Genomic DNA, 15,740 nt, shown 5'->3' on the forward strand with positions numbered 1-15,740 from the left:
ACTGATACCGATGGGTAATCGGGGGTTCTCCTGGCGCGCAAATGTGCGCACCTGGCAAGCAGTGCTGGCCGCCTGGCTGGCATACGTGTTGGTACGCCTCGCGATCCAGCCGCTGCTCGGCTGGGAGCCGGTAGGGCCGGACGACTGGACCCGCCTGCTGGAGGTTCGCGCCTGGCTTGATGGGCAAGGCTGGTGGGACGTCACCCAGTACCGGATGAAGCCCCCCGAGGGATTCTCGATGCATTGGTCGCGGCTGGTGGACATGCCGCTTGCCTTGATGACGCTGTTGTTCGGCGAAACGGTAGCACTCGTCATGGTGCCGCTGCTGTGGCTGCTGCCCGCATTGTTTGCCCTGCGTGCAATCATGCTGCGGCTCGATTTCAGCGATCTCGCCTTCCTGTTCGGCCTTGTCCTGCTGCCGCTGTTCCCGCTGCTGCCGGGAAACTTCGCCCCCTTCCGTATCGACCACCACGCCCCGCAAGCCGTGCTGGCACTGGTCTGCGCTGCGCTACTGCTGCGCGACAGCAAGTGGAGCGCGGTGGCTTGCGGTACCTGCGCGGCGGCCTGGGTGGTGATTTCGCTGGAGGGCTTGCCCCTGGTGGCGGTTCTCGCGGGGCTTTACGGCGTGCGCTACTGGTTCGGCGAGCGGACCTTGTTGCCGTGGTTCCTTGGCGCGCTCGCCGCAGCGGCCGCAATGCTATCCCACACTACGCGGGGACCTGATCCCGGCATGGGCTTCTGCGACGTGCTGCTGCCGGGACATATGCTCGTATTCGCGGCTGCCGCGGTGATCGCGGCGATCATTCCCTTCCTGCCGTGGCAGGACCGGGTGCAGGGTCGTGTGTTCGCGCTGGCGGCGATGGGCCTTGTGTGCCTGCAGCTTGCGGGCAGCCTGCTCGGCCCTTGCGCGACGAACCCCATGGCAGAGCTCAATCCGGTGCTGCAGCAATGGTGGCACGGCTATATCACCGAGGGCCTGCCGGTCTGGAAGCAGCCGGTCTCGGTCGCACTTATGCTGGTCTGGACCGTCGGCATCATCGTTGCCGGCTGGTGGACCGCGCATCGCTGCGGCCTTTTCCACCAGGGCCGCGCGCTCGCCTGCACGCTATTATTCCTCTTTGCGCTGGCGGCAGGCGGATATTCGCTGCTGGTCATGCGAGAAGGCACGGTGGCGCAACTGCTGGCCATCCCCTTTGCTGCGCTGTTGCTGGCGGAATGGCTGCCCAAGGCGCGCGCGGTCACTTCGGCAATGCCGCGCATCGTGGCCACGCTGGCCGTGCTGGGCTTTGCCACTCCGTTGTTTGCCAGTGCATTTGCCAAGCCGCTCGACAAGCACTTCCCCGCAGAAACCATGCAGCCTGATGTCCTTGCGCTGATCGAACCGGGCGACTGCGGTTATGCACGCCTTGCCGCAGTGGAGCCGGGGCTGGTTTTCGCGCCGCTCGATGCAGGCCCGGAAATCCTTGGCAGGACGCGGAACACGGTCGTCGCGGCGAGCTATCACCGTAACCAGCGCCCCATGGCTGACGTGATATCCGCGCTGACGGGTTCGGCCGCTGACGCACGGGCAATCATCGACACCTACGCACCGGATTACGTCGCTGCTTGTGCAGCCTCTGCCGATGTCGCGCTCTACCGCACGGCGGCGGTGGACAACTTCGCCAACGCGCTGGTGTCTGGTGAGGTGCCGGACTGGCTCGAACGTGACGAGACAGCGAGCCAAGGCCCGCTGCACGTCTACCGCGTCGTCCGTTAAGCCGGGCGGAATTCCAGCGCCACGCCGTTGATGCAGTGGCGGTGGCCGGTCGGGCGCGGGCCGTCGTTGAAACGGTGACCCAGGTGGCCGCCGCAATCGGCGCAATGTTCCTCGGTACGCGGATAGCCGAGCAGGCGGTCCGTCGAGTAGCCGACCGCGCCGTTGTCGATCGGGCGCCAGAAGCTGGGCCAGCCGGTGCCGCTGTCGTACTTGTGCTCGCTGGAGAACAGCGCGTTGCCGCAGCCTTGGCAGTGGAAGGTGCCGGCGCGGTGCTCGTCGTTGAGCGGTGAAGTGAAGGCCCGCTCGGTCCCGGCCTCGCGCAGGATGCGGAACTGTTCACGCGTCAGGCGTTCGCGCCATTCGGCTTCGCTGTAGCTCACGCGGAAATTCTGCTGCGCATTGGCGGGAGTGCCGCCACAGGCGCCCAGCGCCACGGCGGATGCACCCATGCCAAGCCAGGCGAGGGCGGAGCGGCGGGTGGTCGGATTTCTTGTCATGACATGTCTTCTATGCAGTTGGAGCAGAACTGTTCCTGAACATTCCTGCCAGCAGTTTCGCCACCGGGCGAGCCTTGCCTGCACCTTGCGGCCCCGATTTCATCACGCGGCGGCGGAACATGGATGAACCCGCACGCACGAATATCGCCACCCACATGGCTTGCCAAGCCAGCGCCAGCAGGTGCGGCCACAGCGTTTCTTCGATCGCCGCACGCGACACCATGGCAAAGGGTGAGGACAGGGGGAATGCCATGGCCGTATATTCGATCCAGCCCCCCCGATCGGTTACCGACAGGCTCGCGAGAAAGAAAACGATGATCTGGAACATGGTCGCGGGCATGGACAGGGTCTGTACCTCGCGCACCGTGCTGGCGAGCGAACCCACGGCGAGGAAGATCGAACCCAGCAGCAGGTAGCCCATGCCGAAGTAGATGGCGAAGAGCGCGAAGAACATCGGCCAGCCGACGCCAGGATTGGCATAGTCCGACAGCGAAACGCCGCCGGCATAGAGTATCGCCGCGCCGGTGCTGCCCCAGACGGCGATGCCGACCACCGTGATGGCGAGCATGGCGAACAGCTTGCCGACGAAGACCGCATCCATGGGAATGGCAGCGGCGAGCACTTCGATGATCTTGTTGCCCTTCTCCTCGACGAGGTTGGACAGCACCATGGAAGCGAGCAGCATGATCAGCAGGAACAGCAGCACCTGCCCGCCCTGCGCGGTCTTGATCCGGCCCGAGATTTCGCTCGCGCCGCTGGTGACCACGGTCATGGTGGAGACGGGTGGATAGCTGCGCGCGCCGGGTTCGGCGGCGTTCCCGGCGATCATGCCGACGATGCCGCTCCAGCGCTGCACGCGGCCTTCGGTGGCCGTCAGCTGCGGGGCTTCCATCGTGCCGGTGACCACGGCGGCCAGGCTGCCCTCGGCGTTTTCGAGCACGGCGCGGGCATCGTAGGCTTCGCCGGGCTGGAGCCGGGCGATCTCCACCATCGGCGGCACCCCGCCTCCCAGCTGGTTGGCCAGTTCGTTGCGCGCGGCGATCATGGCATCGACCTGCTCGCCCTCCATGGCAATGCCGATATCGGCGACCGGGGCTTCGCTCTGCACCTGCGCGCCGACGCCGCCCGCCAGCGCGATGACGACGACCGGGAAGAGCGGGCCAAGCAGGAAGAAGATGAAGGCGCGACTGAACAGGATGGCGGTGAAATCGCGGCGCGCGACCACGAATGCGGCCCGCCACAGCGGCAGGCGACCGGCGTCGGCAGGGTTCACTGGCTGTCTCCCGCATCCTGTTTGACCATGTCGCGGGCAGCCGCCTCGCCAGCGATGGCGACGAAGGCATCGTGCAGCCCGGCGCGTTCGATGGAGAGCGAGTGGATACCCGCTTCACCCTCGATCAGGGCCTTGAGCAGCGGCTCGACCCCGCTTTCGGGCAGCGGGAAGTACCAGTAATCGCCGACGCGGCGGGTGGCCTCGGGCAAGGCAGCGCGCCACGGCCCGTCGGGGTTGCGCGTTTCGAGACGTACCTGCGCGGGAATGCGGTCGCGCGCTTCTTCGACACTGCCCGCATAAGGCACCTTGCCGCCCGCGATGATGGCGATGGCTTCGCACAGGCGCTCGGCATGGGCGATGACGTGGGTGGAGAAGATCACCGTGGTGCCCTTGTCCGCCAGGCCGCGGATGAGCTGTTCCAGCTTGCCCTGGTTGATCGCGTCGAGGCCGCTGAAAGGTTCGTCGAAGACCACCAGCTGCGGTTCGTGCACGAGGGTGCCGAGCAGCTGGACGGTCTGCGCCATGCCTTTGGAGAGCTGGCGGATCTGCTTGTCGATGGCGTGGCCGAGGCCGTGCTGTTCCATCAACTCCTTCCCGCGCCGGCGTCCTGTCTCGAGCGGCAATCCGCGCAGCGCACCCATGAAGGCAATGGCGTCATAACTCTTCATCGACGGATAGAGGCCGCGCTCTTCAGGGAGGTAGCCGATCTTGCGCGCAACATCCTGCGGGTCGTCCGCGCCCAACACGCGGCGGTAGCCTTCGTCCGGATCGATGATGCCAAGCAGCATGCGCAGCGTGGTGGTCTTGCCCGCGCCGTTGGGACCGAGAATGCCGTAGATCGCGCCGCTGGGCACGGAAATGTCCACGCCATCGACCGCCAGCGCGCCGTCGAAACGCTTGACCAGACCGCGTGCCTCGATGGCCAATTCGCCGGACACACTTGCGCTTGCTGTGAATTCGCCTGTCGCCATATTCATGCTGTACCCGCTAGAGCGAAGGAATGAACACCAAGCTGCCAGTTTATGGTTAAGAGGCAAGACACTGTTTCGCTTGAGGATGAACTCAAGGCGAAAGCGCGCGAGCTGGGTTTCGCGGCCGTGGGCATCGCGCCCGCAACCGACGATCCCTTGCGGGCCGAGCGTTTGCACGACTGGCTGGACGAGGGTTTTCACGGCTCGATGGGCTGGATGGAGGATCGCGCCGAGGTACGCCAGGGCCCGCAGTCGATGTGGCCCGCGGCGAGGAGCGTGATCGCGCTGGGCATGAGCTACGCGCCGGACGTCGACCCCTTGGCACCCGGGGAGGCCAAGATTTCGGTCTATGCCCAGGGGCGCGATTACCATGACGTGCTGAAGAAGGCGGCCAAGGCATTGGCGCGCTGGCTGGTGGAACGCTGCCCTGGCACCGAGCTCAAGGTTTTCGTCGATACGGCACCCGTGATGGAGAAACCGCTGGGCGAAGCCGCAGGTCTGGGCTGGCAGGGCAAGCATACCAACGTGGTCAGCCGCGAGCACGGCAACTGGCTGTTTCTCGGAGCAATCTACACTACCCTTGAGCTTGTCCCGGACGCTCCTCACGCAGACCGCTGCGGTTCCTGCAATGCCTGCCAGGTCGCCTGTCCCACAGACGCTTTTCCTGAACCGTATCGGTTAGATGCACGCAGATGTATATCCTATCTGACGATAGAGCACCATGGTCCGATCCCGGAGGAGTTCCGCGAAGCCATCGGCAACCGGATCTACGGCTGCGACGATTGCCTGGCGGCCTGTCCGTGGAACAAGTTCGCCAATGTGGCGGCACGCCATGCCAGGCTGGCGCCGCGCGAAGACCTTGTCGCGCCTGATCTTGCCAGCCTCTTGGCGCTTGACGATGCCGCTTTCCGCGCGAAGTTTTCGGGTTCACCGATCAAGCGGGTGGGGCGCAACCGCTTCGTGCGCAATTGCCTGATCGCGGCAGGGAACAGCGGGAACCTCGCCTTGTTGTCGCAGGTCGATGAGCTGCGGGGCGATGCCGATCCGGTGGTCGCCGAAGCTGCCGCCTGGGCGCTGGCGCGCCTTACCGCATCTCCTTGAGGGGAACCTCGGTATCGGCCAGCAGGTCCGGGTCGATCTCGCGGCGATCCTCGATCAGCTTGCGCGCCTGCACGTAATCCTTTGTGCGGTTCACCGCATCGACGGCGATGACCTTGCCGTCCTTCAGGTAGATCACCGAAAAACTGCGCTCTGCCGGATCGCCGCGCACGACGGCCGCATCGTGCCCCATCGACAGGCCCGCTGTTTGCAGCTTCAGGTCGTACTGGTTGGACCAGAACCACGGAAGCGCATCGTAGGCATGCGGCTCGTCAGTGCATATCGTCCTGGCGACTGCCGTGGCCATGTCATGGGCATTCTGCACACTCTCCAGCCGGATCACCTCGCCATCGGCATAGGGATTGGCATGAGCGGCGCAGTCGCCGATGGCGTAAACTTTCTCCAGGCTTGTGTGGCAAGTGTAGGAAACGTCGACGCCATTCGCGCCTGCCGCGCCCGCAGCCATCAGCGGGCCGACTGACGGGACGATACCGATGCCCACCACCACTGCATCGCAGGGGATGGTCTCGCCGTCTGCCAGTGTGACGCCGCTCACGAGGTCTTCGCCTTCCAGCCGCTCGACCGCCGCGGACAGCCGCACGTCGACGCCTTGGCGCCGGTGTTCGTCAGCGAAGAAGGCGGACAGGTCTTCACCAGCCACGCGCGCCAGCAGGCGGTCGAGCGCTTCGACCAGCGTCACTTCGCAGCCTAGCTTGCGCAACACGGCTGCTGCCTCCAGCCCGATGTAGCCGCCGCCAACAACGACAAACTTCTTCGCGCCCGCCGCCAGTTCGTCCTTCAAGGCGTCGACATCGACCTTGTCGCGCACGTGGTGGATACCATTGAGGTGGCTGCCGGGGCAGGACAGGCGCCGGGCATCGCCGCCCGCGGCCCAGATCATGCGTTCAAAGGCGATCGTCTCGCCCGATGCGAGCTGGGCCTCGCGCATCTCGGCGTCGATCTTGGTGACCGACTTGCCGAGCATCAGCTCGATATCACGCTCCGCCCAGAAGGCCTCGGGACGGATCATGATCCGCTCGAACGGCTTTTCGCCCGCGAGGTATTCCTTCGACAGGGGTGGTCGCTCGTAGGGCGGCGTACGCTCGCGCCCGATCATCAGGATCGAGCCTTCGAAGCCGTTCTGGCGCAGCGCAATGGCAGCCTGTGCGCCGCCATGCCCAGCCCCCACGATAACGACATCATAGCGTTTCATGGCGCGCTGGGTGCGGCAAAACAGGGACAGGCGTCAAGCACCAAGCGCGATGAGGCGTGTGCTTAACCCTGCAGCAGGTTGCGTGCCTGGCTGGCGACCTGGGCGAGCATGGCTGGGGCCACGGGGGTGGCAGCCTGGGCTCGCGCGATCATCCGCCGGAACTGGCCAATCGGCTTTTCGTTCGCTTCGGCCCAATCCGCGATCAGGGCTACCGGATCGCCTGCCGCCTTGCCGCGCTTGCGGGCAATACCGCGCAGGAAATCGAACCGCATGGCCTGGAAATCGCGCGCGAGCCCCGCGACCAGCAAGCGTTCCCACGGGTCGATCGGCGACATGACCGCGGCCCGCGATTGCGCCCAGTCGATCCCCAGCAGCGCGCCGAGTTCGATGAAGGCGTTGGCCAGTTCGGTCGGGGCGATGTTGGTGTCCGTTGCGAGCCGCGACAGGCCAATGGCTCCGTCGATGGCGAACAGCCGCGCGACCGAAGCGGCGAGCTTGGGCGGGGCGCCCTGGCCAACCATTCGCTCGGCAATCCCGTCGACATGGGCGCGGGCTTCGTCGCCCAGCAGGGTGTCCACCTTGTCGGTGAGCTCGCCCACCATGTGGCCGATTTCGCCATGCAGGTCTGACGGGGAGATGTGTCCGCCGCCGGCGCGCAGCAGGTCGGCAATGTGTCCGCGCATGGCGAGGGCGGCCTGGTCGAACAGCATGAGACGCGCGGTTTCCGGCATCTTGGTGCTGTCGATCGCGTCCCAGATGGCGTCCATGCCCAGCAGCGCACTCGCACCGACAAAGCCGGTGCCGATGGCGTCGAGTCCAGCGCCTTCCTCTTCCGCCAGTTCGAAGGGGTGGAGCATGCCCATGCGGTTGACGATCTTGTTGGCCACGACCGTGCCGACAATCTCCTTGCGCAGGCGGTGACCCAGCAACTGGGTGCGGAAAGCGTCCTGCATTTGCGCCGGGAAGTCGCCAAGCACTAGCGGATCGGCCGCATCGTCGCCGGCAAGCAGGCTTTCCTCGACCGCTTCCTGCAGTACCAGCTTGGAATAGGACAGCAGCACGGCCAGCTCGGGGCGCATGAGGCCCTTGCCGTCAGCCGCCCGCCGCTTCATTTCTTCGGCATCGCCGAGGCCTTCATTCTGCCGGTCGAGCCCGCCCAGCACTTCCAGCGATTCGATCAGCTGGGCCATGGCGCCCACGGTGCGGCTGCCGCCCTGTTCGGCAATCGACAGCGCCAGCGCCTGCAGGCGATTGTCCTCCAGCACCAGCTCGGCAACCTCGTCGGTCATGTCCTTGAGCAGGGCATTGCGCCGCTCTTCGGACAGGCGACCGGAAGCGCGCGCTGCGGCCAGCGCGATCTTGATGTTGACCTCGTTGTCGGAGCAATCGACGCCTGCCGAGTTATCGATGAAGTCGGTGTTCACGCGGCCGCCGCGCAGGGCGAACTCGATACGGCCTGCTTGGGTGATGCCCAGGTTGGCGCCTTCGCCGATCACCTTGGCGCGCAGGTCTTCGGCATTGACGCGCAGCAGGTCGTTGGCGGGATCGCCCACGTCCATGTGGCTTTCGTCCGACGACTTCACATAGGTGCCGATGCCGCCGAACCAGATCAGGTCGACCGGGCTGGTGAGCACGCGCGAGATCAGGCTGTCGGGTTCGATCCCGCCGTCTTTCAACTCGCTCTTGTCGATGCCCAGCGCGGCCAGCGCCGCCGCCGACAGCTCGATGCGCTTCATTGCGCGCGGGTAGATGCCGCCGCCCCGGCTGATCAGCTTCTCGTTGTAGTCAGCCCAGCTGGAGCGCGGCAGGTCGAACAGCCGCTTGCGTTCCTTCCAGCTGATGGCCGGATCGGGATCGGGATCGATGAACACGTGGCGATGGTCAAAGGCCGCGACCAGCTTGATCGCTTTCGACAGCAGCATGCCGTTGCCGAACACGTCGCCCGACATGTCGCCGCAACCGGCAACGCGCACGGGTTCCTTCTGCACGTCGACGCCCATTTCCAGGAAATGCCGCTGCACGGAGATCCACGCGCCCTTGGCGGTGATGCCCATGGCCTTGTGGTCGTAGCCGTTGGAGCCGCCACTGGCGAAGGCATCGCCCAGCCAGAAGCCGCGTTCCTCGGCGATGGCATTGGCGGTGTCGGAGAAGGTGGCCGTACCCTTGTCGGCGGCGACCACGAAATAGGGGTCTTCCCCGTCGTGGATCACCACGCCGTCGGGGTGCACCACCTTGTCGCCTTCATAGTTGTCCGTGATCGACAGCAGGGAGCGGATGAACAGCTTGTAGCTGTCCCTGCCCTCGGCGAACCAGGCGTCGCGGTCTTCGGCCGGGTTGGGCAGCTGCTTGGGATAGAAACCGCCCTTCGCGCCGGTTGGCACGATCACGGCGTTCTTCACTTTCTGCGCCTTCATCAGGCCGAGCACTTCGGTGCGGAAGTCGTCTCGCCGGTCCGACCAGCGCAGGCCGCCGCGGGCGACGGGGCCGGCACGTAGGTGAATGCCTTCGACGCGGCGCGAATAGACGAAGATCTCGCGCCACGGCACGGGCTTGGGCAGGCCGGGGACCAGCGCGGAATCGAGCTTGAAGGCCAGCGCATCGCTGGCCGCCGGGGCAAAGGCATTGGTGCGCAGCACCGCGCGCATGGTGTCCCAGTAGAGCCGCAGGATGCGGTCATCGTTGATCGCGACGACGTCGGCGAGCCCCGCGCGAATGTCATCGTTGATGGCTTCGACGGCCTTGCTGCGATCACCTTTCACCTTGGGATCGTGCAAGGCGCGAAGCAGATCGATGAGGCCGCGCGTAACCTTGGGCGCTGCCGCCAGGGCATCGACCACGGTATAGATGGTAAAGGCGATATTGGCCTGCCGCAGGTAGCGGTAGAATGCCCGCAGCCAGTCCGTCTCATGCGCGACGAGGCCGGACTTAACCACCAGCCGGTTGAAAACGTCGTCTTCAGCCTGCTCGTTGAGCACGCAGGAAATGGCGTCCTCGATATCCGCAGCGCGCTCCAGCAAGGTGTGGTGCTCGACACCGGCGGGGAGGCGCAGGGTGAAATCGTGGATCGTCCCGGCATCCTCGCCTTGCAGCGGTGTGGGAATCTCCGACATCACGCGGAAACCGAAGTTCTCCAGCGCCGGCACCGCGTCCGACAGCGGCAGGGAGCCGTGATGCTGGTAGACCTTGAGGCGCAGGCGTTCCGGCTCATCGGCATCAGCGTGATAGAGCCGGACGGAGCGGCTATTGCCGGTCTCGTCAACCTGCACCGCCAGGTGGCGCAGGCGGACAATATCGATTGCCGCCTCTTCGGCACCATAACTGGTACGGTAGAAGGTGGGGAAACTGGCGGCATAGCGCATGGCGAGCGCACCGGCCCGCGCGGACTCCTCGCCCTTGGCCAGCGCATCCTCGACCGCGTCGTTCCAGCCGCGCAGCATGGCGTTCAACTCGGCATCGATGGCGTCGGCGTCAGGCGTGCCGGCCTTGCCGCGGAAGTCCATGACATAGCGCAGCAGGGCGAGGTTGCCGCCTTCGACCATCAAGCTCCAGTCCAGCGTGCGGGCACCGGTATTGGCTTCGAGCATGTCCTGCACCTGCAGGCGCACGGCGGTGGAGAGCATGTCGCGCGGGAGCCAGACGAAGCCGAACACGTGGCGGCCCAGCGGGGCGGTGACCAGCGTCGCGCGCGGCCGCGGACGGTCGGCCAGACCCATCATGGCCGTGGCGACGCGGGTGATGTCATCATCGTTGAAGCTGATGATCAGGTCGTGCGGCAGCGCCGTGAGTGCGTGGACCAGCGACTTGTAGTCATGGCTGCCGGGCTCGAAATCGAGCCGGTCCATGATCGTCTTCAGCTGCTGGCGCAACACCGGCACGCTGTCCGGCGGGGCGACCAGCGCGGCGCTGGTCCAGATGCCGGCATGGACGGAGAGGGCTTCGACGCGGCCCTTTTCCAGCTGCGGCACGATGAACAGGTCCAGCGGCGCACGGCGGTGGACCTTGGACAGGCGGTTCGCCTTGATGATCAGCGGTGCGCGGCCGGGAGCGCCGTCCTGGCCGTCCAGCTCGCCGTCAAACCAGGCGAAGGCCTTCTCGAAGGCATCGTCAGCCAGCAGGTCCGGCGTCGAGCGGCGACAAATGCCGAACGCGTCGCTGGTCTTGCCGTCGCGGGTGCGGGTGACATGGCCCAGCTGCGTCATCATGCCGCCAGCCAGCCAGCGCAGCAGCGCCGCGCCTTCGGCGTCAGGCAGGCGATCGGCATCCTCGGTCATGGCATCGCGCATCTTGGGCCAGTCGGCCACCGTGGCGCGGACATCCAGCACGGCTGCCAGCAGTTCCTGTTCGAGCGCGCGGCGGTCTTTCGCATCGACCCGTTCGGTCTCGATGTAGACCCAGCTTTCCTTCTTCTCGCCGGTCCCGTCGCCTTCGGGAACGTCGACCAGCACGCCGTCCTTGCGGCGGACAGGCAGCATGGGGTGGTGCAGGACGTCGATTGCCAGCCCGCGCGCCGCCATGGCGGCGGCGATGGAATCGACTAGGAAAGGCATGTCCTTGTTGATTACGGCGATCCGCATGAAGCGGCGATCACCGGCTTCGGTGCGGAGCAGGATCGAGGGCTGGCCGTCTTCACGCTGGCGCGCGGCTTCGACGGTAAAGGCCGTGGCCTGATCCAGCGGCTCGCCTTCCAGCGGCGCTTCACCCGGCAAGAGGGATCCTTCGATCCGCGCCTTCAGCACGGCGGCAAAGGCACGCTCCTGCTCGCTCAAGTTGGTGAAAGCTGCGGACGTGTCGCCCTTCTTGGCCATGCCTGCCTGTCTCCTCCTCGGTAGCGAGGCAGCCCTGCGGCCTCGCGACTCCCGACTCTAGCGCTGGGCCTTACCGGAAGTTCCCGCGCGCCTCTAATCCTGCGTGAGAACATTTGCACGACAAAAGTTTCAAGCGAAACTAGGCCAGTGCTTTCATGGTCATGCGCAGCGACTCCTGGCGCGCTGCAGGATCGTAGGTCGCGCCCGAGACAATGATCTCATCGGCTTGTGTCCTCTCGATGAAGCGCTCGATCTTCTCGCGCACCGTGGCCGGGGAGCCGACGGCACGGGCAACGTCCATAGAATCCAGCATGGCCTGTGTCGTGGCAGGGAGGCTGTCGCGATAGCCGGGCAGCGGCGGGGGGAGCTTGCCCGGATCGCCCGAGCGCAGCTTGACGAAGGCCTGGTCCTGGCTGCTGGCGAGGGTGACGGCTTCGGCGTCGGTCTCTGCCGCGATCACACTCATTGCGGCCATGACATGCGGCCTCTCAAGCGCTGCCGAAGGGCGGAAGTTCTGGCGGTAGGTTGCCAGCGCCTCGTCGAGATGGCGCGGGGCGAAGTGGCTGGCGAAAGCATAGGGCAAGCCCAGTTGCGCCGCGAGCTGGGCGCCGAACAGGCTGGAGCCGAGCATCCACATTTCCACCTTGGCGCCGAGGCCGGGCGTGGCCGTGATCGGCAGCTCTGGCTCGCCGGTGAACAGCGCGCGCAGTTCGACCACGTCCTGCGGGAAGTACTCCGACGCGCGGTGCAGGTCCTTGCGCAGGGCCTGGCCGATGATCGGCGCCGATCCGGGCGCGCGGCCGAGGCCGAGGTCGACCCGACCGGGGAACATGGCATCGAGCGCGCCGAACTGTTCGGCAATCACGAAGGGGTTGTGGTTGGGCAGCATGATGCCGCCCGCGCCCACGCGGATCGTGCTGGTGACATGGCCGATATGGCTGATGACAACCGAAGTCGCGCCGCCGGCAATGCCTTCGCTGGCGTGGTGTTCGGCTATCCAGAAACGCTTGTAGCCGGCAGCTTCGGCGACCTGCGCCAGCTTGCCCGCTTCGGCGATGGCTTCGGAAACACCGCTGCCTTCGCGCACCGGGACGAGATCGAGGACGGAAAGGTCGGTCATAGGGTCTCCACCGTGCGCAGCAGCAGGGCGATGTCACTGTCGCGCGACAAGCGATGGTCTCCGCCTTTGACAAGGGTCACCTGCACATCCTCGCTGGCCAGCGCCCTGGCAAGGCGTAGCGACGTCTCGGGCGGCACGTCGGCGTCCTCCTGCCCGTGCAGCAGGCGGACCGGGCAAGTGATCGGCACCGTGCTGCCCAGCAGCCTGTTTGCTTCGGCGTCCTTCCAGAACTTTGCATGGGTGGGCATGGGATCGTAGCCGTAATCGCTTTCCTCGTAGACCGTCGTTCCGGCACGCAGCTGGTTCTTCTCCACCTCGTCATAGCCCCAGTCGGAGAAGTCCGGTGCCGCGGCAATGCCGACGAGACCGTGCAGCCGCTCACCCAGCGCCATGCCCACCAGCAGCATCAGCCAGCCGCCCATCGAGGAACCGACGATCACCACCTTGTCGGAGGCGACCTTCGCTTCGATCAGGGCCAGCACTTCGGCGCGCCAGGTCGACAGCGATCCGTCGGCGAAGTCGCCCGAGCTCTCGCCGCAGCCCGAATAGTCGAGCAGCAGGCATTCGCGGCCTGTTCCGGCGCAGCAGTCGAACACGGCGGTCGCCTTGCCGCCTGCCATGTCGGACATGTAGCCGGGCAGGAAGACCACGGCAGGTCCGGCTCCCGGCGTGTGGCGATAGGCGACCTGCTGGCCGCCGATTTCGAGCGTATCGGTCATTGCCCGCCAACATGGCGACGCCGGGCATTAGTGACAATGCAGCAATTGGCCCCTATGTGGGCCACATGGCCAAGCGTGTGACTACCACCACGACTACTACCACCTCGGGCAACCGGGGGCGGTCGGTCGCGGCTTAGTCGCAATCGCTGCCACCCGGTTTCGGGTGGCGCGGCGTCCCCTCGAAACCGGCATGATAATGAACGTCGCTCTTCAAGCGCGCGGTGGGTTGTGCCATGGCGCGCGCAAACATGACGAGATGATGGTGCAATGACCGAACTGCTCAAGATCAGCCTGCCCGACGGATCGGTGCGCGAGATGCCTGCGGGCTCGACCCCCGGCGACGTGGCCGCGGCGATCGGCCCGGGGCTGGCCAAGGCCGCGCTTGCCGCGCGCGTCGACGGCGAGGTGCGCGACCTCAACCGCCCCTTCGACGGCGATGCCGAGCTGGCGCTGATCACTGCCCGTGACGAGGAAGAGGCGCTGGAACTGGCGCGGCACGACTATGCCCACGTGCTGGCCGAAGCCGTGCAGAAGCTGTGGCCGGGTACGCAGATCACCTTCGGCCCTGCAACCGACGACGGATTCTACTACGACGTCAAGGCGCCCGACAGCCGCGATCCGTTCTCGATGGACGACCTGCCGCAAATCGAAGAGGCGATGCGCGAGATCATCAAGGCCGACAAGCCGCTGGTGCGCGAGGTCTGGAGCCGCGCACAGCTGATCGAAAAGTGGGAAAAGGAAGGCGAGACCTTCAAGGCCGAGTGGGCCAGGGAACTGCCCGAGAACGAGGAGCTGACCGTCTACTGGTCCGGCGAGCCGAAGTCGGATGGTGCCTGGCTCGACATGTGCCGCGGGCCGCATCTGGCCTCCACCGGCAAGCTCGATCCCGATGCCTTCAAGCTGATGCGCGTCGCCGGTGCATACTGGCGCGGCGACCAGAAGAACGCGCAGCTGACGCGCATCTACGGCACCGGCTGGCTCAACAAGAAGCAGCTGAACGCCCACCTCACGCGCCTCGAGGAAGCCGCCAAGCGCGACCACCGCAAGCTGGGCCGCGAGATGGACCTGTTCCACCTGCAGGAAGAGGCACACGGGTCGGTCTTCTGGCATCCCAACGGCTACAAGATCTGGCGCGAGCTGGAAGCCTACATGCGCCGCCAGATGGACGGGGCCGGCTACCAGGAAATCAAGACGCCGCAGGTGATGGACGCCCGCCAGTGGGAACAGTCCGGTCACTGGGGCAAGTACCGCGAGAACATGTTCGTCATCCCCGACGAGGTGCCCAACACCGAGGATGAAGGCCCCGTCATCAGCGGCGAGGCCGACTGGATGGCGCTGAAGCCGATGAACTGCCCGGCGCACGTGCTCGTCTTCAAGCAGGGCATCACCTCCTACCGTGACCTGCCGATCCGGCTGGGCGAGATGGGCTGCTGCCACCGCAACGAACCGCACGGCGCGCTGCACGGGCTGATGCGCGTGCGCCAGTTCACGCAGGACGACGCCCATATCTTCTGCACCGAAAGCCAGGTGGTGAGCGAGGTGCGCGCCTTCATCGAGCTGGCCGACCGCGTCTACAAGCATTTCGGCTTCACCTACGCCATCAAGCTGGCCCTGCGCCCCGAACAGCGGTTTGGCAGCGATGCCGACTGGGACAAGGCCGAGCAGGAACTGCGCGACGCCGTGGCCGAGGCCGGCATGGCGAACGACGACTTCGGCTGGGAAGAGCTGCCCGGCGAAGGTGCCTTCTATGCGCCCAAGCTGGAATGGCACCTGACCGACGCCATCGGCCGCACCTGGCAGGTGGGCACGATCCAGGGCGACCGCGTGCTGCCCGAACGCCTCGATGCGACATATGTCGGCGAGGACGGCGAGAAGCACCGCCCCGTCATGCTCCACCGCGCGATTTTCGGCAGCTACGAACGCTTCATCGGCATCCTGATCGAGCACTTCGCGGGCCGCCTGCCCGTTTGGCTCGCCCCGGTCCAGGCGGTGGTGGCGACTATCGTTTCCGATGCGGATTCCTGGGCCATGCACGTAGAGGAACGGCTTAAGGAAGCGGGTATCCGGGTCGAAAGCGATCTCCGCAACGAGAAGATCAACTACAAAGTGCGCGAACATTCGCTGGCGAAAGTTCCGCACATGCTGGTCGTCGGAGGACGAGAGGCGGAAGAGGGAACCGTTGCAGTTCGGACCTTGGGCGAAAAGGAGCAACGCATCATGAAGCTCGAAGATGCGATCTTGATGTTGCACCAAGAAGCGACACCGCCCGACGTGAGAGACGGATAGCC

General features: G+C 65.8%; 10 protein-coding genes. 3 read left to right on the forward strand and 7 right to left on the reverse strand.

From position 1 onward, the window contains the following. Positions 1-10 precede the first annotated feature (10 nt). Positions 11-1,756: a hypothetical protein gene (locus AAEO60_RS14835; RefSeq protein ID WP_341674490.1), complete on the forward strand. Its 1,746-nt coding sequence runs from the start codon at positions 11-13 to the stop codon at positions 1,754-1,756. Here AAEO60_RS14835 and msrB read toward each other — a convergent pair. From msrB to AAEO60_RS14850, 3 genes are read right to left on the reverse strand one after another with little or no spacing between them, the layout of a single operon-like run. Then, positions 1,753-2,253: a peptide-methionine (R)-S-oxide reductase MsrB gene (gene msrB, locus AAEO60_RS14840; protein ID WP_341674491.1), complete on the reverse strand. Its 501-nt coding sequence runs from the start codon at positions 2,251-2,253 to the stop codon at positions 1,753-1,755. The two genes, AAEO60_RS14835 and msrB, sit on opposite strands and share 4 nt — an antisense overlap. A gap of 10 nt (positions 2,254-2,263) precedes the next feature. Further along, positions 2,264-3,526, reverse strand: a complete 1,263-nt coding sequence (locus AAEO60_RS14845; RefSeq protein WP_341674492.1) for an ABC transporter permease — start codon at positions 3,524-3,526, stop codon at positions 2,264-2,266. Further along, a complete protein-coding gene (locus tag AAEO60_RS14850; protein WP_341674493.1) occupies positions 3,523-4,503 on the reverse strand; it encodes an ABC transporter ATP-binding protein in 981 nt (326 codons plus the stop codon). Before AAEO60_RS14850 ends, AAEO60_RS14845 begins: the two co-directional genes overlap by 4 nt. 45 nt (positions 4,504-4,548) lie before the next feature. Between AAEO60_RS14850 and queG the strand changes: the two genes are divergently transcribed. Continuing rightward, complete coding sequence (gene queG / locus AAEO60_RS14855) at positions 4,549-5,598, forward strand: tRNA epoxyqueuosine(34) reductase QueG (protein WP_341674494.1); 1,050 nt, start codon at positions 4,549-4,551, stop codon at positions 5,596-5,598. Here the strand turns inward: queG and AAEO60_RS14860 are convergent. The 4 genes from AAEO60_RS14860 to AAEO60_RS14875 form a co-directional block, all read right to left on the reverse strand. After that, positions 5,582-6,808: an NAD(P)/FAD-dependent oxidoreductase gene (locus tag AAEO60_RS14860; RefSeq protein ID WP_341674495.1), complete on the reverse strand. Its 1,227-nt coding sequence runs from the start codon at positions 6,806-6,808 to the stop codon at positions 5,582-5,584. The two genes, queG and AAEO60_RS14860, sit on opposite strands and share 17 nt — an antisense overlap. Positions 6,809-6,870: 62 nt before the next feature. Continuing rightward, complete coding sequence (locus AAEO60_RS14865; RefSeq protein ID WP_341674496.1) at positions 6,871-11,613, reverse strand: NAD-glutamate dehydrogenase; 4,743 nt, start codon at positions 11,611-11,613, stop codon at positions 6,871-6,873. 139 nt (positions 11,614-11,752) lie between these two features. Next, complete coding sequence (locus tag AAEO60_RS14870; RefSeq protein ID WP_341674497.1) at positions 11,753-12,733, reverse strand: LLM class flavin-dependent oxidoreductase; 981 nt, start codon at positions 12,731-12,733, stop codon at positions 11,753-11,755. After that, positions 12,730-13,452, reverse strand: a complete 723-nt coding sequence (locus AAEO60_RS14875; protein WP_341674498.1) for an alpha/beta hydrolase — start codon at positions 13,450-13,452, stop codon at positions 12,730-12,732. Before AAEO60_RS14875 ends, AAEO60_RS14870 begins: the two co-directional genes overlap by 4 nt. A 267-nt stretch (positions 13,453-13,719) precedes the next feature. Between AAEO60_RS14875 and thrS the strand changes: the two genes are divergently transcribed. Further along, complete coding sequence (gene thrS / locus AAEO60_RS14880) at positions 13,720-15,738, forward strand: threonine--tRNA ligase (protein WP_341674499.1); 2,019 nt, start codon at positions 13,720-13,722, stop codon at positions 15,736-15,738. Positions 15,739-15,740 lie beyond the last annotated feature (2 nt).

Origin of the sequence: Aurantiacibacter gilvus (assembly GCF_038289935.1) — a bacterium.
Classification (GTDB): domain Bacteria; phylum Pseudomonadota; class Alphaproteobacteria; order Sphingomonadales; family Sphingomonadaceae; genus Alteraurantiacibacter; species Alteraurantiacibacter gilvus.

Coding starts and splice junctions, on each gene's coding strand:
- AAEO60_RS14835 (WP_341674490.1), top strand. CDS start 11: ATGGGTAATCGGGGGTTCTCCTGGCGCGCAAATGTGCGCACCTGGCAA.
- msrB (WP_341674491.1), bottom strand. CDS start 2,253: ATGACAAGAAATCCGACCACCCGCCGCTCCGCCCTCGCCTGGCTTGGC.
- AAEO60_RS14850 (WP_341674493.1), bottom strand. CDS start 4,503: ATGAATATGGCGACAGGCGAATTCACAGCAAGCGCAAGTGTGTCCGGC.
- queG (WP_341674494.1), top strand. CDS start 4,549: ATGGTTAAGAGGCAAGACACTGTTTCGCTTGAGGATGAACTCAAGGCG.
- AAEO60_RS14860 (WP_341674495.1), bottom strand. CDS start 6,808: ATGAAACGCTATGATGTCGTTATCGTGGGGGCTGGGCATGGCGGCGCA.
- AAEO60_RS14865 (WP_341674496.1), bottom strand. CDS start 11,613: ATGGCCAAGAAGGGCGACACGTCCGCAGCTTTCACCAACTTGAGCGAG.
- AAEO60_RS14870 (WP_341674497.1), bottom strand. CDS start 12,733: ATGACCGACCTTTCCGTCCTCGATCTCGTCCCGGTGCGCGAAGGCAGC.
- AAEO60_RS14875 (WP_341674498.1), bottom strand. CDS start 13,452: ATGACCGATACGCTCGAAATCGGCGGCCAGCAGGTCGCCTATCGCCAC.
- thrS (WP_341674499.1), top strand. CDS start 13,720: ATGACCGAACTGCTCAAGATCAGCCTGCCCGACGGATCGGTGCGCGAG.